General features: G+C 44.8%; 16 protein-coding genes. 14 read left to right on the top strand and 2 right to left on the bottom strand.

Translation table 11 applies throughout. The features are described 5' to 3' along the window. Positions 1–245: 245 nt before the first annotated feature. From ACLROL_RS09405 to ACLROL_RS09385, 5 genes are all read left to right on the top strand, one after another. Positions 246–1169 carry a nucleotidyltransferase family protein gene (locus tag ACLROL_RS09405; protein WP_087210032.1) on the top strand — a complete coding sequence of 308 codons (924 nt, stop codon included), beginning with the start codon at positions 246–248 and terminating at the stop codon, positions 1167–1169. Positions 1170–1173: 4 nt separating this feature from the next. Beyond that, positions 1174–2289 carry a phosphotransferase enzyme family protein gene (locus ACLROL_RS09400; protein WP_087210029.1) on the top strand — a complete coding sequence of 372 codons (1116 nt, stop codon included), beginning with the start codon at positions 1174–1176 and terminating at the stop codon, positions 2287–2289. Positions 2290–2352: 63 nt separating this feature from the next. Then, positions 2353–3372, top strand: a complete 1020-nt coding sequence (gene galE, locus ACLROL_RS09395) for a UDP-glucose 4-epimerase GalE (protein WP_221919368.1) — start codon at positions 2353–2355, stop codon at positions 3370–3372. Positions 3373–3543: 171 nt separating this feature from the next. Continuing rightward, positions 3544–3807, top strand: coding sequence for a prevent-host-death protein (locus ACLROL_RS09390; protein ID WP_087199954.1), 264 nt, complete (start codon positions 3544–3546; stop codon positions 3805–3807). Then, positions 3800–3997, top strand: coding sequence for a hypothetical protein (locus tag ACLROL_RS09385; protein ID WP_087199952.1), 198 nt, complete (start codon positions 3800–3802; stop codon positions 3995–3997). The genes ACLROL_RS09390 and ACLROL_RS09385 overlap by 8 nt, the downstream gene beginning before the upstream one ends. 49 nt (positions 3998–4046) lie before the next feature. Here the strand turns inward: ACLROL_RS09385 and ACLROL_RS09380 are convergent, their stop codons facing one another. Continuing rightward, entirely contained in the window at positions 4047–4979 is a 933-nt protein-coding gene (locus ACLROL_RS09380) for an AraC family transcriptional regulator (RefSeq protein ID WP_413067737.1), read from the bottom strand. A gap of 153 nt (positions 4980–5132) precedes the next feature. Between ACLROL_RS09380 and ACLROL_RS09375 the strand changes: the two genes are divergently transcribed. The 6 genes from ACLROL_RS09375 to ACLROL_RS09350 all read left to right on the top strand — a co-directional run bounded on the left by ACLROL_RS09375 (position 5133) and on the right by ACLROL_RS09350 (position 16100). Next, positions 5133–7019: a DUF5696 domain-containing protein gene (locus tag ACLROL_RS09375; RefSeq protein ID WP_413067736.1), complete on the top strand. Its 1887-nt coding sequence runs from the start codon at positions 5133–5135 to the stop codon at positions 7017–7019. 317 nt (positions 7020–7336) lie between these two features. Then, positions 7337–8644, top strand: a complete 1308-nt coding sequence (locus ACLROL_RS09370) for a Gfo/Idh/MocA family protein (RefSeq protein ID WP_413067735.1) — start codon at positions 7337–7339, stop codon at positions 8642–8644. Positions 8645–8726: 82 nt separating this feature from the next. After that, a complete protein-coding gene (locus ACLROL_RS09365; protein WP_087210019.1) occupies positions 8727–10013 on the top strand; it encodes an ABC transporter substrate-binding protein in 1287 nt (428 codons plus the stop codon). Between the two features lie 13 nt (positions 10014–10026). After that, positions 10027–10950, top strand: a complete 924-nt coding sequence (locus ACLROL_RS09360) for a carbohydrate ABC transporter permease (protein ID WP_087210017.1) — start codon at positions 10027–10029, stop codon at positions 10948–10950. An 18-nt stretch (positions 10951–10968) separates the two neighbouring features. Continuing rightward, positions 10969–11796, top strand: a complete 828-nt coding sequence (locus ACLROL_RS09355; RefSeq protein ID WP_087210014.1) for a carbohydrate ABC transporter permease — start codon at positions 10969–10971, stop codon at positions 11794–11796. A 230-nt stretch (positions 11797–12026) separates the two neighbouring features. Next, the gene (locus ACLROL_RS09350; RefSeq protein WP_413067734.1) at positions 12027–16100 is read left to right on the top strand and encodes a TIM-barrel domain-containing protein; all 4074 of its coding nucleotides are present in this window, start codon (positions 12027–12029) and stop codon (positions 16098–16100) included. Between the two features lie 78 nt (positions 16101–16178). Here ACLROL_RS09350 and ACLROL_RS09345 read toward each other — a convergent pair whose 3' ends face one another. After that, a complete protein-coding gene (locus ACLROL_RS09345) occupies positions 16179–17078 on the bottom strand; it encodes an AraC family transcriptional regulator (protein ID WP_221919362.1) in 900 nt (299 codons plus the stop codon). Positions 17079–17266: 188 nt separating this feature from the next. On the opposite strand from ACLROL_RS09345, the gene ACLROL_RS09340 reads away from it, so the two are divergent. From ACLROL_RS09340 to ACLROL_RS09330, 3 genes are read left to right on the top strand one after another with little or no spacing between them, the layout of a single operon-like run. Beyond that, positions 17267–18058 (top strand): ABC transporter permease, encoded by a 792-nt coding sequence (locus ACLROL_RS09340; protein ID WP_413067733.1) that lies wholly within the window; start codon positions 17267–17269, stop codon positions 18056–18058. Between the two features lie 4 nt (positions 18059–18062). Continuing rightward, entirely contained in the window at positions 18063–18854 is a 792-nt protein-coding gene (locus ACLROL_RS09335) for an ABC transporter permease (RefSeq protein ID WP_221919360.1), read from the top strand. 13 nt (positions 18855–18867) lie between these two features. After that, entirely contained in the window at positions 18868–19872 is a 1005-nt protein-coding gene (locus ACLROL_RS09330; RefSeq protein ID WP_221919359.1) for an ATP-binding cassette domain-containing protein, read from the top strand. Positions 19873–19885 lie beyond the last annotated feature (13 nt).

The raw sequence follows: 19885 nt of genomic DNA, 5'->3' as shown, positions 1-19885 counted from the left end.
CAAAAATCTATTGATTTTTATTCATTTTCCTCTTGACATATCACCGCTGGACTTTATCTTACCGTTTCTTTCGTTTGATTTTATCATACATCATGGAGGACAAAAATGCAAAGCGAAAATGCAGATTGTACAAATGAAATAGAATATCAGATAAAGATTTTTCCGCGTTTTTATCATACAATAAGAGCAGTGAGATAAATGGAAAATGACCGCGTGAAAAGCGGAAAAAGAAGGAGGAAAAGACAATGAAAAAACCGGTTTTGGTAATTATGGCAGCAGGAATGGGAAGCAGATATGGCGGATTAAAACAGATTGATCCGGTCGACAAAGAGGGTCATATCATCATGGATTTTTCTATCTTTGATGCAAAACGTGCGGGATTTGAAAAAGTTGTATTTATTATTAAGAAAGAAAACGAAGCAGACTTTAAAGAAGCAGTAGGAAACCGGATGGAGAAGATCATGGATGTAGCTTACGCATTCCAGGATCTCAACAATATTCCGGAAGGATTTGAAGTGCCGGAAGGACGTGTGAAACCGTGGGGAACAGCGCATGCAGTCTTGAGCGCGATCGATGAAGTGGACGGACCGTTCGCAGTAATCAACGCAGACGACTACTACGGACGTCATGCATTTGAAACTATCTACAATTTCCTTACGACACATGAAGACGATGAAAAATACCGTTACACAATGGTAGGATATCGTCTGAAAAATACAGTGACAGACAATGGACATGTGGCAAGGGGAATCTGTGAGATCAATTCCGATAAAGAACTTGTGGAGGTCAACGAACGTACAAGGATCGAAAAGAGAGACGGCGGTATCGCATATTCTGAAGATGACGGACAGACATGGGTATCCGTTGATCCAGACACACTCGTATCCATGAACATGTGGGGATTCACAAGGAGTATCCTCGACGAGATCAAAGCAGGATTCCCTGCATTCCTGGAAAAAGGTCTCAAGGAAAACCCGATGAAATGTGAGTACTTCCTGCCGTCAGTTGTAAGTGACCTTCTCGGACAGGAACGTGCGACAGTAACTGTGCTGGAGTCCGAAGATAAGTGGTACGGTGTGACATACAAAGAAGACAAGCCGGTTGTGGAAAATGCAATCCAGGAATTAAAAGACGCGGGAGTATATCCGCAGAAACTGTGGGAGGAATAATCAAATGAAACGTGTAAATCAGGCTCAGATCGATGAAGCAATCGCAAATTTTCAGTACGAAGGAATGTTGGTGGACCAGAGACCATACGGGAGCGGACACATTAACGATACATACCTTCTGACTTTTGAAATTGCAGAGATGGGAAAACTCCGTGTCATTCTTCAGAGAATGAACAACGAGATTTTTACAAATCCGGTGGAACTTATGGAAAATATCATTTCCGTGACATCCTATCTCCGTAAAAAGATCATAGAAAATGGCGGGGATCCGGACAGAGAGACATTAAATGTTATCCGTGCGGTGGACGGAAAACCGTACTTTGTGGACTATAAAGGCGACTACTGGCGTTCTTACAAATTCATCACAGACGCCACAAGCTATGACAAAGTAGAGAAACCGGACGATTTCTACCAGAGCGCAGTGTCATTCGGACATTTCCAGAGACTGCTTGCTGACTATCCGGCCGACACACTCCACGAGACGATCAAAGGTTTCCACGATACGAAGGCTAGATTCCAGGTGTTTAAAGAAGCAGTGAAAAAAGATGTGTGCAGCCGCGCGGCAAGCGTAAAGAAAGAGATTGACTTTGTCCTTGCCCATGAAGATGTGGCAAATGTATTTGGGGAACTTTTGGAAAAAGGAGAGATCCCGCTGCGTGTTACACACAATGATACAAAACTGAACAATATCATGATCGACAACAAGACAGGAAAAGGAATCTGCGTCATCGACCTGGATACTGTTATGCCGGGACTTGCAATGAACGACTTCGGCGATTCCATCCGTTTTGGTGCAAGCACAGCGGCAGAAGACGAACAGGATCTGAGCAAAGTATCCTGCAGCATGGAACTTTTTGATCTGTATGTGAAAGGTTTCATGGAAGGATGCGGCGGCAAACTTACGAAGAAAGAAGTAGAACTGCTTCCGATGGGTGCAAAGGTCATGACATTCGAATGCGGTATGCGCTTCCTCACAGACTATCTGGAAGGCGATCACTACTTCAAGATCCACAGAGAAGGTCATAACCTTGACAGATGCCGCACACAGTTTAAGCTGGTGGAAGATATGGAAGCAAAATGGGATACGATGCAGGAAATCGTAAAAAAATATCAGTCATAACATCTGAGGTTGTGATATAATAGACGGGAAACAAGAGCGATTGTGCCAGGAGGAGGAAATGACATGTCTATTTTAGTAACAGGGGGAGCCGGATTTATCGGAAGCCATACTTGTGTGGAACTTTTGAATGCAGGATACGACGTTGTAGTTGTAGACAACTTATATAATTCATCCAAAGAGTCCCTCAGAAGAGTGGAAGAGATTACAGGAAAAAGCGTAAAATTTTATGAAGTGGATATCCGCGACAAAGAAGCAATGAACGCGGTATTCGAACAGGAGAAAGACGTAGAGTCTGTGATCCATTTCGCAGGACTCAAAGCGGTAGGCGAATCCGTTGTGAAACCGATCGAATACTATGACAACAATATTGCAGGAACGCTTGTGCTTTGCGATGTGATGAGAAATCATGGCGTGAAGAACATTATCTTCAGTTCCTCCGCAACAGTTTACGGGGACCCGGCATTTATTCCGATCACAGAAGAATGTCCGAAGGGAACATGTACAAATCCTTACGGATGGACAAAGTGGATGCTGGAACAGATCCTGACAGACCTTCACACGGCGGATCCGGAATGGAACGTAGTACTTCTGCGTTACTTTAATCCGATTGGGGCGCATAAGAGCGGAAAGATCGGCGAAGATCCAAAAGGCATTCCGAACAACCTGATCCCATATATCACACAGGTTGCCATCGGCAAGTTAAAATGTCTTGGCGTATTTGGAAACGATTACGACACACATGACGGTACAGGAGTGCGCGATTACATTCATGTAGTAGACTTGGCTGTCGGACATGTACGCGCAGTAGAAAAGCTGAAAGAAAAAGCAGGTGTATCCGTATACAATCTCGGAACAGGAAATGGATATTCTGTTCTTGATATGGTAAAAGCATTCAGCAAAGCGTGTGGGAAAGAGATTCCGTACGAGATCAAACCTCGCCGTGCGGGGGATATCGCGACATGCTACTGCGATGCTACAAAGGCAAAAAATGAACTTCACTGGGTGGCAGAGCGCGGACTGGAAGAAATGTGCGAAGACTCCTGGAGATGGCAGAGCCAGAATCCGAACGGATACGAAGAATAAGTACAGACATATTTTTAAGGAGGCTGTCGGAAATTCCGAGAGCCTCCTTTTAGCTATTTACAAGGCCCTTTTCAAGAGTTGAGGAAAACTATTTTTTAGAATATGTGTATGGGACGTTTACGATATATACATAATTATGCTATAATTATGGCATGAAAGGGGTGAAATATAATGCCGATTATACTTCCTATAAAAGATTTACGCAATACAAACGAGATTTCCAGCATGGCGCACGAGAAGCAGGAGCCAATTTTTATTACAAAAAACGGATATAGCGACTTGGTTGTAATGAGCAGCGAATTATATGATAAATTTGCAAAGATCAACCGTATTGATCAGGCTATTTGTGAGTCAGAGCAGGAATTGTTAAATGGAGCGGAAGCAGTTGACGCAGAGGTAGTTTTTAAAGAACTGGAGAAAAAGTATTTTGGATAAGTACAAAGTAAAAATCAACCCAAGAGCTATACGTGAATTAGACGGTATTTATCAATATATTGCAAACGAAAAACTGGCACCAGAAAATGCAAAAGGCCAGGTTGATAATTATATTGTCATATTCCGAATGGATGAAATCAACAAAGTGGTTTACGTCGTAACGATACAATACCAGGGACGAAATTTGTAAAGCAGGAATTGAAAAACAGAAGAGGTAAATAAAATACGGGGAGGGGTTTTTAAATACCCCCTCCCGTATCTTTTGGACGCAAAGACTGGCTGATTCCCTTGACAGAGGAAGAATATTCAAGCGGGGACATGCCGGTAATCCGTTTGAACTGGCGGGAAAAATACTGAAGGGAACTGTAGGAGAGAAAATATGCGATCTCCGTGAAATTCATTGTTCCGTCCCGAATGATATCTTTCGCTCGCTGTATCTTCATATTATTAAAATACTCCATTACACCGCAGCCTTTTTCCTTGTGAAACAAGGACTGGAGCGCTGAACGACTTAAGGAGTGTGCCTCGCATATATCGGACAGAGTAAGATGTTCGCAAATATGATATTCCAGATACTGGATGATCTTTGTGGTACGTTCGCTTTTGCTGAGAGCCCGTTCCGGGGAAATCTTCGGAGGAGATTTCGGTGCAATATCGTCCTTTCCTTTATGATTTCTGGCTACTGTGATCAGAAATAACTCAAGATAAAGAAGGATAAGCTGTTCGGAACCAAAACCAATTTTATCTTTCAGTTTGACCTGCTCGATGGAAGGCAGGTTGAGCGGTGTCGCAAGGGTTTCTCGCGCGATGCTCAGAAGGTGGGAGACAAGTGTCCGCTCTTCCATATTTAAAGTACAACGCTTTTTCTGGAAGAAATTCATGGACGGAGAGTGGGAGATAAAAGACATGACAACCAGATTCGGAGAAGCATTTCCCACTGAACGGATCGAATGAAATTCATTAGGAGCATGGAAGATAATATCTCCGGTGTTCAAAAGCAGGTGCTCCTCGCCGGACTGGACTATGACGCTTCCCTTATCTACGTAGAGAAATTCCCAGAAATCATGGGATTCTCCCTGGAAGACAAAGTCTTTCATATATTCAAAATAGTGAATTGTGATGATGGAATTGATTACTATATCTTTTTTTAGATAAGTTTTTATATATGTCATGTAAGGGCCTCCTTTGGAAATATTTTAGCAGAAGTCGGATGATATGACAAGAAATATAGACGAAAGAACAAGCGTGTTTATACAAAAGCATATATAATAAAGGTTACAATAGAAGCAGATTGGACAAAATAGACAAAAAGAGAGGAAACTGGAATGAACGATTTAACAAAAAACGGTACAACACTTCATTTTGACGAAAACACTTTGTCTTTTGCAGTGGAGAAAGATCAGGAAATGTGGAAATGGTCCAAAGATTACGAACCGAAAATCGTCTGTGAAGATGGAGAAGTATTTTTTCGGGATGCCAAAAAGGTTTCCCATGAAAAGTACGAATGTGGAACAGGGGCAGGAATCCGCAGCCGATACGAAGGGTTTGTAAAAGACGGATCCCAGATTCCGTATGCCTTTGAGACAAACGTATGGGTGGAAGAAGCGACAGGACATGTCTACTTCGAATGGATCCCGGTGTGTGAGGAAGGACTGTGTGTACAGAAAGTACTCTGGCCGGGCGAGATGGAGTTTGAGGAGGCAAAAGACAGTTGGTATACGCTTCTGAATCAGGAACAGGGAATGTTGATCCCGAATACGTGGAAAGAGGAGTTAAAGCCGGTCATTTTCGATGGGTTCTTCGGGACAGCAGGAGGATATATGCCGTGGTTTGGCCAGGTAAGATACAGGGCAGGATATATCGCTGTCTGTGTGACACCGTGGAATGCAGGATACCAGGCATGCCATCCGGCGGAAGGACCGTACACACATGTCAGCGTCCGTTTTGAGACGAGTCTTGGAAAAATGGATTACCGCAGAGTGATGAGATACACATTCCTTTCAGACTGTGATTACAACGATCTCTGCAAAGTGTACAGAAAATACGTGAATGAGCAGGGAAGACTCCGCACGCTGGAAGAAAAGGCAGCCCGCAATGGATCCGTCAATGACCTTATCGGATGCGCATTCGTACATAAAGGAATTAAGACGCAGGTGCAGCCAAATTCCGATTTCTACGATCCGGAAAATCCGGAGAAGAATAACCATCTCACGACATTCGCACAGCGGGAAAAAGAAATCCGGCACCTGCATGATCTGGGGGTAAAGAAGCTGTATCTCCATCTGGATGGATGGGCGCAGCCGGGATATGACAACCAGCATCCGGACTATCTTCCGGCATGCAAAGAGGCAGGCGGATGGGAAGGAATGAAATCCCTGGCAGATGCGATGCACGAGTGCGGCTACATGTTCGGTATTCACGACCAGTACCGCGATTATTATCTGGCGGCTCCAAGTTTTGATGAGGAGTATGCGTGCCGCCTTACAGACGGAACGATCCCGCAGCATCAGAGATGGGCTGGCGGACCGCAGTCTTATCTGTGCGCTACTCAGGCTCCGTACTATGTAAAACGCAATTTTCAGGAGCTCAAAAAGAACGGCATCGATCTTGACGGGGCATATCTGGATGTATTTACATGTAATGAAGGGGATGAGTGTGACAATCCGCACCACCGCATGACGAGAAGAGAGTGTTATGAATATCGCTGTGCATGTTTTGAATATCTTCTGTCACAGGGGATCCTCCCAAGCTCAGAGGAAGTCAGCGACTGGGCAGTGCCAAGCCTTGTCTTCTGTCACTATGCGCCGTATGATTTCATGCTGCGCAAGCCAGGAGAACCAAAGCAGGGTATCCCGGTACCGCTTTACAACCTTGTATATCATGACTGTGTCATCGAACCTTGGATGATGGATAAGGTAAGTGAGGAAGAAGACTATATGCTCTACGCCCTCTTGAACGGCGGTGCACCGTATTTGATCCGGGATGCGGCATACCCGAATTTTGACGGCGCTTTTGATGATGGAATCGAACTGAAGCTGGAAGAAGATATCAGACGTTCCAAAGTGGTATCGGATCTCCATGAAAAAGTGGCCAAATGTGAAATGGTACGCCATGAGATGGTAGCCGGAAATCCAATGGTTCAGCGGACGACTTTCTCAGACGGAACACAAGTAACCGTTGACTTTGAAAAACAAACATATGAAATCCAGTAAAATGGTTGTCAGTGTGAGTTGTACAGATAAATAGTTGGAATAGATAAAAACAGGAAGAAAAAAAGGGGTTCTATGCATTAAAATGTATGGAGCCCCACTTTATTGTACTAATGCGACAAAACAAGGGGAATATAGTTGTCAAAATGTACATTGAAAACAAAAGAAAAGAAATTCGATTATGCAAAGAGAACAAAAGAAGGACAATATGACAAGAGAAGAGGACAAAAGGAAAAGCATTTATGCATAAAAAAATATATAATTAGTTACATTGATAGTAGAAATTTACAAATCCAATAAAAAAGAAAGCAGGTGGCAGCATGAGCAATAAGATTACAGTTGCACTGGCTGGACTTGGAAGCAGAGGAAAGGACGTTTACGCAAAAGCTGCAAAACTGTATCCAGATAAAATGCAGATCGTGGCGATCGCGGATATCGACCCGGTAAAAGTCAAGATGGTGGCAGAGGAGTATGGCATACCGGAAGAACGCTGCTATTCCAGCGCAGAAGAAATGCTTAAAGAAGACAGACTGGCAGATGTGATGTTTATTACCACACAGGACCGTCAGCATGTGGGACATGCGATTCCAGCACTTAAGAAAGGATATCATCTTCTGTTGGAAAAACCGATTTCCCCGGATCTCGATGAGTGCAGGGAAATTGTAAAAGTCGCAAAAGAATGCGACAGAAAAGTTGTTGTATGTCACGTACTTCGGTACACACCGATCTACCGCAAGGTAAAAGAGATATTAGATTCCGGAAAGATCGGAGACGTCGTTTCCATCATGGCTGTGGAAAATGTCGGCTGGTTTCATATGGCTCACAGCTTTGTTCGCGGGAACTGGGCTAATTCCGATGAGACAAGCCCGATGATTCTTCAGAAGTGCTGTCATGACATGGATCTTTATCTGTGGCTTGCCAATAAGAAATGCAAGTCAGTATCTTCCTACGGAAGCACATATCTCTTTAAAGAAGAGAATGCACCGGAAGGATGCGCTAAGAGATGCCTGGACGGATGCAAGGCAAAAGATACTTGCCCGTTTGATGCAGAAGCCATTTACATGGACAACAAAATTGTCGGATACAACAATGGACGCAGGATCTGGCCGCTGGATGTACTTGCACCGGTGCCGACAGAAGAAAGCATCATGGATGCGATCCGCACGGGACGTTATGGCAGATGCGTCTACCACTGCAATAACAATGTGGTAGATCATCAGGTAGTCAATCTGAACATGACAGATGGATCGACCATGAGTTTTACGATGTGCGGACTTTCAGCAGACATCGCAAGGTATGCAAGATTTTATGGAACAAAAGGCGAACTGATCGTCAATATGAATGGGGACGACATCAAGAAAAATGTGATTGAAGTCAATATGTTTGACAAAAACATTACCCACGAGGAGATCGATGTAGCAAGTCTGTCCGATGATTTTTCCGGACATGGCGGCGGAGACAATGTGATGGTAGAGGAATTCATTGATATTCTTCTTGGAAACAGAGAAGAGAGCGCATCCATTACCTCACTGGAAAAATCTGTGGAAAGTCACTACTGTGCTTTGGCAGCGGAGGAATCAAGACTGCACGACGGTGCGGTAGTAGAAATCGACAGCATGCGCAGTTGATAAAGAGGATATGTAAACGGGAAGACCCGTTTCATATATATGCGAGAACTGAGAAACCGAAAAAGAAAAGGAGAGATGTATTATGAGAAAGAATCTGAAAAGACTCACAGCAGTAGGGTTAACAGCAGTCTTAGGCGCAGGCCTTCTGGCAGGATGCGGCGGAAAAGACGGAGAAAGCAAGGATGGAAAAGTAGAGCTTGTCATGAGCGTATGGGACTCTGACCAGCAGCCGGTTATGGAAAAAATGGCTGAAGCTTACAACAAAGAGCATCCAAATGTAACTGTTAAGACTCAGCTGACAACATGGTCCGAATACTGGACAAAACTGGAAGCAAGCGCAACAGGCGGAAGCGCTCCGGACATCATCACAATGAACGTTCTTCACGTAGAAGAATACGCAGATGCCGGTATCCTCATGGATCTGACAGAAGCAGAAGCAGAATCTGATCTGAAGATCAACGAAAACTTCCCGGCTCCGCTGGTAGACGGATACACAGTAGACGGAAAACTGTACGGAATCCCGAAAGACTTCGATACAAACGCAGTATTCTACAACAAAGAAATCTTTGACAAAGCAGGCGTGGCATATCCGCAGGACGGATGGACATTCGAAGATTTCCGCAAGACATGTGAAGATCTGCAGGCAGCAGGCTTAGGCGAAGGTGTATACCCGACAGCAATCAACAGAAACTCCGGACAGACAACATATATCTCTTCTGTCTTTGCTAACGGCGGATATCTCCTGAGCGAAGGAAATGAAAAATCCGGATGGGGCGAACAGGCAACAATCGATGCTGTACAGCCGTGGCTTGACCTTGTATTAGACGGACTTTCACCGACACTGCAGCAGATGGCAGACACAGATCCAGACGCTATGTTCCAGGGCGGACAGCTTGCAATGTACTTCTCCGGTAACTACATGATCACTTCCTACAATAATACATTGGAAGGAAAATATGGTATTGCAAAGAGACCTACATTCAACGGAAAAGACACAGACATCATCAACGGTCTGGCATTCTCTGTATCCGCTAACACAAAACACCCAGAAGAAGCAAAAGATTTCGCACTGTGGTTAGGAAGCGAAGAAGCTCAGAAGATCCAGGGAGAATCTGGTGTATGTATCTCTGCAAGAAACGACTGCCAGCAGTACTTTGTTGATGCACACGATGAAGTAGACTGCCAGGTATTCCTTGACAATGTAGCAAACGCAGAATTACTGCCGCACTGCAAAGTGACATCCGAACTTGGACAGGTAGAAAAGAAATACCTTGAACCAGCTTGGAAGGGCGAAACAGAACTGGCAGATGCATGTAAGAACATTGCAAAAGAGCAGGATGAAATCCTTGCAAAAATGAATTCTAAATAATTAAGGTGATACTATGAGCAAAGCAAATACAAAAGCAGTGAAGAAAAAAGCTACAAGACGCCAGAAAAAAGACTGGGTTGCAGGCTATCTTTTCATTGCGCCGGTTACAATCGGGTTGTTCATATTTTATGTGTTCCCGTTTCTTCAGAACTTCTGGTTCAGTTTTAACGATGTAAACAAATTTAATATGGCAACATTCAATGGGATTGAGAACTACAAACAGTTGTTTCATGAACCGGATCTTCTGTTGGCATTGAAAAATACATTCCTGTATGCGATTATCACAGTGCCGATAGGACTCATTATTTCGCTGGTATTAGCCTCATTCCTGAATTCCAAAATCAAAGGAAAAGGGATTTACAGAACGATCTACTTCCTGCCGTCAGTTACAATGGCGGCAGCGGTAGCCCTCGTGTGGAAGCTGATCTTCAACGGAGATTATGGTATTTTAAATGAAATTCTTGGAGTTTTCGGAGTCGAAGGACAAAGCTGGCTGACAAACCCGGATACAGCCTTGTACTGTGTCATGATGGTTGGTATATGGAGCGGTGCCGGATATAATATGATCATTCTTCTTGCAGGTATGCAGGGAGTATCCAAATCCTATTATGAAGCGGCAGAGATCGATGGAGCCGGCCCAGTGCAGAGATTCTTCAAAATTACGATCCCGCTCGTATCTCCTACGATCTTTTTCGTAACAATCACAGGATTGATCGGTGCTTTCCAGGTATTCGATACACTCTACATGATGATCGATATGGATAAGAACCCGGCATTCAACGCAGTGAAGACTGTGAACGTATTATTCTACCAGAACGCATTCGTTTATGGATATAAGGGATATGCGGCAGCCATTTCTATCTTCATGTTTGTGATCATCATGATCATTACAGTGTTCCAGCTTTGGGGACAGAAGAAATGGGTAAATTACGATTAAAAGAGAGGATGAGATATCGTGAAAACATCAAGGGCTAGAGGCCATTTAATAATACATATTATTTTGATTGCTGGTATTGCGATCACAGTATTCCCATTCCTCTGGATGATTTTTACGTCGTTTAAAACATTGCCGGAATCTATGAAGATACCGCCGACAATTCTTCCAGAAAGTTTAAATACGGAATCCTACAAATATGTATTTGACGTATTACCGTTTGCAAAAATTTATCTTAACACAGTGGTTATCACAGTGTTGACTGTTTTATTCCAGGTGGCATTTTGTACAATGGCTGCATATGGATTTGCAAGAATCGAATTTCCATTTAAAAATGCGCTCTTCCTGATTCTGTTAGCGATCTTGATGGTTCCAGGTCAGATCTTCTTGATCCCTCAGTACCTGATCATCCAGAATCTGGGATTGACAAATACCATTCCTGGTCTGTTCCTTCCGAACTTGTTCAGTGCGTTCGGTACATTCCTTCTGAGGCAGTTCTTTATGTCCTTGCCGAAAGAACTGGAAGAGGCGGCTCTTCTGGATGGATGCAACAGATTCCAGATTTTTGGAAAGATCATGCTTCCGCTTGTAAAGCCAGGTATCGTAGCATTGGTAATCTTTACAGCAAGATTTGCATGGAACGACTTTATGTGGCCGTTAATTGTAAATACAGACCCACAGAAGATGACACTTGCACCATCTCTGTCTCTTCTGAAAGGACAGTATGCGACAAACTATCCGGTACAGATGGCAGGTGCGGTGCTGGCGGTTATTCCGATGATCATCGTATTTATCATCTTCCAGAAACAGTTTATCGAAGGTGTTGCACAGTCTGGTATCAAGGGCTAAAACAAACAACGTTTTAAGACAGGATATCCCTGATGCTATAAGCAGAAGGGGTATCCTTTTTATTCTGAACAGAAATTTATAAAACTTATACATAAGTACAAATATTTTGTCATATTGAACAGAAAACATAGATGCTTATAGCGTTTTTACATCAATTTTGATAAGATAATGTGTGAGTTGAGAAAAGAAAAATACAGCATCTGTATGGATACGAAAAAAGGAGGAACTCAATGATGAATGAGATGGAGCAGTCTTTTCAGGGACGTCTGTGTAAAGTGGAGTCCATGAGCAAAGACGTTTCAGAAGGACATATTGTCCATATTTTGTTTCAGGATGGAATCAAGGGAAGAGTGATTTTTCTGGAAGAAGGGATTTTCCGTTATGATGTAAGCCCGGACGGACAGTTCGAAAGCTATGCAAAGCCAAGAGAGGAAGAACACACGGCAAAGATCCAGCAGTATCCGGATGAATCAGACGCATACGCAAAGCCGGAAGCAAAAATTATAGAGGACGAAAGTGCTTATCAGATCGTTTGCGGCAATACTGCAGTCATTTTTGACAAGTCCGAAGCCAAAATGAAAATCCGGATCGGAGAAAAGACGGTTATGGAAGAATCGGAAGCGCTGACTTTTACCGGAGAAGAGACAATCCAGACCATAATCCGTAAGGAAGAGGAAAATTTCTACGGAGGAGGAACGCAGAACGGACGTTTTGTACATACAGGAAAGACGATCCAGATCGTGAACGAAAGTGCCTGGATGGACGGAGGAGTAGCATCTCCAAACCCATTCTACTATACAACCGGAGGATATGGCGTTCTGCGCAACACGTTCTCAGATGGATCCTATGATTTCGGAGAGACAGAACACGCGGCTGTGCGGGCGGCGCATAAAGAAAACAGACTGAGCGCATATTATTTTGTATCTGGACAGAACGACGGAAGAACGGTTACTCAGGAGCTTCTGAGGCACTATTATCATGTGACCGGAAACCCGATGCTTCTTCCGGAGTACGGATTTTACGAAGGACATTTAAACTGTTACAACAGAGATTCCTGGTCAGATGAATCCGGTGCCAAAGCATGGAATGTCAAAGGGACAGACAGCCATCTGAGCGAAGGGAAGACAAGGTATGAAAGCGGCATGGCTACGGGATATCGCCTGAGCGAAGGACAGCACTCCGAATCTTTAAACGGAGAGCAGCCGACAGTGGCCACAGAACATTATCCTGCAAATGTAGATACACCGTATGAATATTCCGCAAGAGCAGTACTGGATGAATATATCCGCTACGATATGCCGCTTGGATACTTCCTTCCGAATGACGGATACGGCGGAGGGTACGGCCAGAATGGATATTATGTGCAAGGTGGAGTAAACGAGGACGGAAGCAGCTCCGAGGAGAGAATTGCAGCTGTCGACGCCAACGTGGAAAACCTCGCAAAATTTACTGAATATGCGAACAGCAAAGGGGTGGCGTCCGGACTTTGGACGGAGAGCAATCTTTCCCCGGATTCAGATCCGCAGACATACTGGCATCTGCTCCGTGACTTCCGAAAAGAAGTTACCAAAGGTGGAGCTACTACATTGAAAACAGACGTAGCCTGGGTAGGACCGGGATACTCTTTCCAGTTAAACGGTGTGAAGACAGCGTATGATGTCATTACGACGTCACAGCAGTTCCGCCCGAATATCATCTCCCTGGACGGATGGGCTGGATCCCAGCGCTTCAACAGTGTGTGGAGCGGTGATCAGACTGGCGGAAACTGGGAGTACATCCGTTTCCATATCCCGACTTATATCGGAAGTTCCTTAAGCGGAAATCCAAATATCGGAAGTGACATGGACGGTATTTTCGGAGGGAAGGCATTGATCGCAGCCCGTGATTATCAGTGGAAATCCTTTACTCCTCAGATGCTCAACATGGACGGATGGGGAAGTTATATGAAAGCACCGTTTACATTTGGCGATCCGTACACAGGGATCAACCGGATGTATATGAAGAAAAAGTCTGAGCTGATGCCATATATTTATACGTGCGCGGCATCTGCTGCAAATCTGGATACCGGAAATGATGATACCGGACTTCCGATGGTAAGAGCCATGTTCCTGGAATATCCGAATGATGATTACGCATACAGCAGATCCATGCAGTACCAGTTCATGCTGGGAAGCAGCATTCTGGTGGCTCCGGTATACCAAAATATCGCGGCAGATGAGATGGGAAATGACGTGAGAAATCACATTTATCTTCCGGACAAAGATCAGATCTGGATCGATTATCTGACAGGAGAGAAGTATGAAGGCGGACAGGTAATCAATAATTTTGCAGCACCGCTTTGGAAACTTCCGGTATTTGTGAAAAATGGTGCAATCCTCCCGATGTATGAGGAAAACAATACACCGGATGAAATCTGCAAGGAAAACAGAATTGTCGAATTCTGGCCGGCAGGATTCAGCAGATATACCGTATATGAAGATGACGGAAAATATATCACAAACGAAACAAAAGAAGACGAGGCGTACGGAACGATCGACCATGTTTCCTACGGAAGCCACGTCTCCACCACATACACGGCAAACGTGGAAGGGACAACGGCAACTTTGACAGCAGAACCTTCCGTCGGAGAGTACGAAGGATACGAAGCAGTGAGAAATACGACGTTTATCGTGAACTTATCCCAAAAACCAGAATATGTGGAAGCCAGAAGCGGATCTGAAAATCTGCATATGACAGAGGCGGCCAGCAAGGAAGCATTTGATGCAGCCAAACCGGAAGCTCATGAGGCGGTATTCTTCTACGATCCATCTCCGAAGCTTGAAACATATGCCTCCGCCGAAGAAAAAGAATTCGAGCATATCATGGCGGATGTTCGGACAGCACCGAAACTTTATGTGAAGATGGCACCTGTTGATACACAAAAAGAGGAACAGACAGTTGTGGTCGGCGGATATGTCAATGAGATCGTGAGGAAGGCAGACAAAGAAAATGCAAATCTTCCGGTTCCGGTACTTTCTATTCCGGAAGACAAAAAGACAGCTTCCAGCATCTGGCTGGAATGGACAAAGGCAGAGGGCGCGACATCTTACGAAATGCTCGTGGACGGACAGCTCTATGCAATGGGAGATCATGCATCCTATCTGCACGATGAACTGGAATACAACTCTGCCCACACATACTGTGTGCGCGCAAGAAATACGGAAGGATATTCCAGATGGAGTGAGGAAGTCACGACAAGCTCTCTTTCCGATCCGTGGAGAAATGAAATCGGGGCGTCCGGAACAATTACATGGACAGGAAGCGATGAGGCCGGTCCGCTTAAATATGCGACAGATCACAGTTTCCGCGGCTTGTTCTTCTCTGCAGATGATGTTGTAGGCGGCAAGATTCCGTTTATCTATGATTTTGGAGCTGCATACGAACTGGATAAATTTGAATACTATCCGAGAGACAGCTATGGAAGTGGTACGGTACAGCGCATGAATGTCTACTCCAGTCTCGACGGAAGAAACTGGAAGCTCGAATGGAACGGGGCAGAACAAGAAGAATGGACATACAACACAGATCTTGAAGTGGAGGAAAACGCAAAGACAGTACCGCTTAACGGAGTGCTGGCACGGTATGTGAAACTCGAGATCGTACAGTCTATCCGCAACTTCTTTGCATCCCATGAACTTCCAGTCTACAAAAAAGACGGCACAAAACCGTTTGCAGTGGGAAGTACGAACAAAAATGCAGAGGTCTCAGAAGGCGACTATACAAACATGAAGAACTATCTGGGAACTTCCGTAAAAGATGGATCCAACTTTGTGGATCAGATCCAGAAACGCGGCGGCGATATAAATAACAATGGTATCTATGATGTATATGATTACGCATACACCATGTTTAAACTGGACGGCGGCACAAAACAGTCCGGAACTGCCGAAGGACAAATCCGTCTTGTACCAGATAAAGAAGCGGTCAAAGCGGGAGAAACATTTGCCATCGCAGTGCAGGCAGAAGAGGTTTCAAACCTGAATGCCTACGGAAAAGTGCTTCACTATGATCCGGCGAAACTGGAATTTGTTTCTGTGGATCAGGAGAAAGCAGCAGAACAGATGGAAAATCTTACTGTGAATAAAGTCTACTCAGACGGAACAGCATATGTAAACCTGGCGTTTGCAAACCGTGGAGACAAACCGCTCTATAATGGCAGCGGCCAGCTTTCAGTCATCACAATGAAAGCTCTGACTGATCTGAATCCAAAAGAGGAAATGGAATTAGAAAATGTCCTTCTGTTAGGACCAGATATCATCAAATAAAGGGCAATAGAAAATCCCCGCAGGAATCCTGGAAAAATATGGAATCCTGCGGGGATATTTTATAGAAAGCGGCGGTTATCAGAAAGCACTTCTGTTTGGAAAGTTTTTCCGGTATTCGGATGGAGAGACACCGGTCATGGACTTAAAAAGCCGGGAAAAGGAAAATGGATTCTCAAGTCCCACTGCGTTGGCGATGACCTGAAGCGGGTATTCGGTATCTGCCAGGAAGGCTTTTGCTTTTTCCACACGGATTTCTGTGAGATAGCGCTTTGGTGTCAGGCCAAATTTCTTTTTAAAAACAGCGGTAACATAGTGAGGATTTAGTCCGAGGAAGTCGGAGATATCCTGGATTTTAATGTGTTCGCTGTAGTGCTTTTCTATGTATGCTTTGATCTGGTTTGCGTAGCTGGCAGTCGAGACATTGTCGAAATCTGAATTTTTCTCCAAGATCAGGTCCGCGAAAAATTCTTTTAAAAGTCCGGCAATCCTGAGGTGCTGGTGCAGCGTCTTTGCCTCTGAAAACCATGAGATCGGAAAGGTTTCCGGAAGAAATTGAAAATCCGGTTGGATCCGATGATCCGTGCAGGAAAGCAGGCGCATGATCTTTTTCTCATACACGGTTACATCCTGGATGTCAGTCACAAAAGAATCGCCGAAGATATGGGATGTATAGTAGGAGGCCATCGTTCCATGATATCCGATCCAGCAATACTTCCATGGATGCTGTGTGTCTGCCTGATAGGAAGCGGATGCTCCGGCCGGGATATAGAAGGCCTGTCCCGCTTTTACCTTCAGCCGCTTGGAATCGATCCGAAGGATGCCGCAGCCGGAGAGCACGAAATGGATCAGATGATAACGCCGCACTCTGGGCCCGTACAGGTTCCCGCTGACGCACTGGTCGATACCGCTGGAGTGGAAGGCAAGATCCTGTGCTTCTTTTTCGATGTCTTTTAATGTAATATCGCTGTTTTGAAACATGTCTGTTCACCTCTGTATCACAATATGATAATTATACTATTTTGCTATGAAAAGTGGAAGGTTTTTTCAAGAAATGCGTGAAAATATGAGAAATTGCAATGGTTATTGACTAAAACCGCTATGGCGTTTCCGGAAGCTGGAATGATATAATTTTATAGAAAGCAAACAAAGCAAAAGAGGGTTGGAACATGAAGAAATTTTACTATCTGATGCGGATGGCTTTTATGACAAAATTTGCTTATATCAAAGCCTTCTGGTTCAATATATTCGGAACTGCGGTTTCGATCTTGATCTACTACTTTCTGTGGAAATATGTCTTCCGGACAAGAGAAGAACTAAACGGTTTTACGGCGGCTCAGATGACTACATACGTCATCATTTCCCGTGTTCTTTCTTCCCAGTTTTCAGGTGGGATCGACCGGGAATTTTCCGAATGGGTGTACAAAGGAAATATTGTGGTAGAACTCCTGCGGCCTGTACCGCTTTTATATAATCTTTTTGGGAAAAGGATTGGAGAATTTTTATTCTTTCTCCTTTTCAAAGGTATACCGATCAGTATTCTCGCAACTTTGATCCTTGGAGGTACAGGGCCGGCGGGAGCAGGACAGTTGCTGCTTTTCGGGATGAGTGTGCTTGTCTCCATTGTGATACTGTTCTGGATAGAAGTGACGGTGGGACTGATCGGCTTTTTTACATTGAATGTATGGGGACTTACCTTTACGAAGAGCGCCCTCCTTTCTATTTTGTCCGGAGGGGTGGTGCCGCTATTCCTTTTTCCGGACGAGGTTGCCCAGGTGCTGAACTACATGCCGTTTGCAGGAATGGTTTCCGTGCCGGCTTCTATTTATCTTGGAAAATATGATTGGAACCAGGCCGTGCAGTTTATCGGGCTGCAGATCATATGGGCGGTCTTGCTCGGACTGGGCGTTCTGGCATTCTACCGGTTTGCGATCAAAAAAGTTGTTGTGCAGGGAGGCTGATGAGATGAGATTGAGATATTATGGCAGACTTTGGAAGGCCTATATGAGAATCGGGCTGCTGACAACAACCCAGTATCCTGCGGATACGGTCATATGGATCATTTCCATGCTTCTTAGGGAGGCTGCCGGATTTGTAGGGATTCTGGCAATTGCAAGCGTCATGGGAAGTCTTGGAGCCTGGAGTTTCTATGAGATTTGCCTGCTCTTTTCCATGTGCGCAGTCATTGAAGCCATCAGTATGGCATTTTTTGACAATGTGTGGAGTATCGATTCTATGATCCGGAGAGGGGAGATGGATGTCTATCTTGTCCGTCCGGCATCCCCGTTCGTGCAGATGGTGGGGAACCGCATGCATTTTCAGGCGGTTTTAAGCATGCTCGTCTACATCGGGATTTTTCTTTGGTCGGCACGGGGTGCACATGTCCCGCTCAATCTCCACACCGCCTTTGTTCTTGTGGAGTATGTGATATGCGGGACATTGATCAATTCAGGTATCTACACGCTTTTTAACAGCCTGAATTTCTGGATCGTCCAGGGGAGCGACCTGGCAGAATTTGTCCAGACATGCAGAGAGTTTGTGAAGTATCCGCTGCATGTATTTCCGGCTTTCATCCAGGGATTTTTCACGTACATTCTTCCGCTGGGATTTATCGCCTATTACCCGGTGCTGTGTCTCCTCGGGAAGACGGACATGCCGGTGGAGATCCTGCTTCCAGCCGTTGCGGCATTCGTGGCGGGAGCAGCGAGCATTGTATGGAGACTTGGGTTAAAAGGCTACAACAGCACAGGAACATAAGGAGTGAACAGACATGATGCAGATCGAAGTAAACCATCTGGTAAAAGAGTATAAACGAAAAAGAGACCCGGGTACCCTCCTGAAGGCGCTCGGAAGTATGTTCCGGCCGGATTATGAGATCTTCCGGGCGGTAGACGATATCAATCTGGGGATTGAGAAAGGGGAGGCCGTAGGGTATGTAGGCCCAAACGGAAGCGGAAAATCCACTACCATCAAGATGCTTTCCGGCGTCCTTACACCGACTGCAGGAACGATCAAGATCGATGGCCTTGAGCCTCGAAAAAACAGGATGAAGATCAATAAAAGGACGGGAGTCGTCTTTGGAAACCGATCCGTGTTATGGTGGGATGTGCCGGTCATGGAGTCATACCGTGTCCTTCAGAAACTATATGAGATCCCGGAAAAAACATTTCGGGACAATCTGGAAGAATTCATAGATCTCCTTGATATGGAGCGTATTATCCAGGTGCCGGAGAGACAGCTTTCCCTTGGACAAAAAATGAAGTGCAACATTGCAGCGGCATTTCTCCACAATCCGGAGATCGTCTATCTGGATGAGCCGACGATTGGGCTGGACAGTGAATCGAAACTGAAGATCCGACGTTTTATCCAGAAGATGAACGAGGACAGACACACGACCTTTATCGTGACGTCCCACGATTTTCAGGATATCGAATCTCTGTGCCAGAGAATCATCCTGATCAATCACGGAAAGATCGTTATCGATGACAAGATCGGGGCAGTCAGAAAGAATTTCACGAAGAAAAAGCAGATCACATTTGATCTTGCAGACAATCCGTGGAGCAAAGGGAAGGAGTTTGCCATCCCGGACGTCCGAGTGCTCGATGTAGGGGAAACAAATCTTGTGCTGGAATACGACGTGGAAAAGACGGACAGCATGGAGATCATGAACTATGTATCCGCATCCAGCGATATTCAGGACGTCTCTATCAACGGGCAGGACATTGAATCTATTATCCGCGAAATTGTAAAGAAAGATAATCAAGGCGAGGTCTAAAACGGTGTATTTT

It is taken from the genome of Sellimonas sp. (assembly GCF_047234585.1).
Taxonomy (GTDB): Bacteria; Bacillota; Clostridia; order Lachnospirales; family Lachnospiraceae; genus Sellimonas; species Sellimonas caecigallum.
This window is presented reverse-complemented; position numbering and strand designations above follow the sequence as displayed.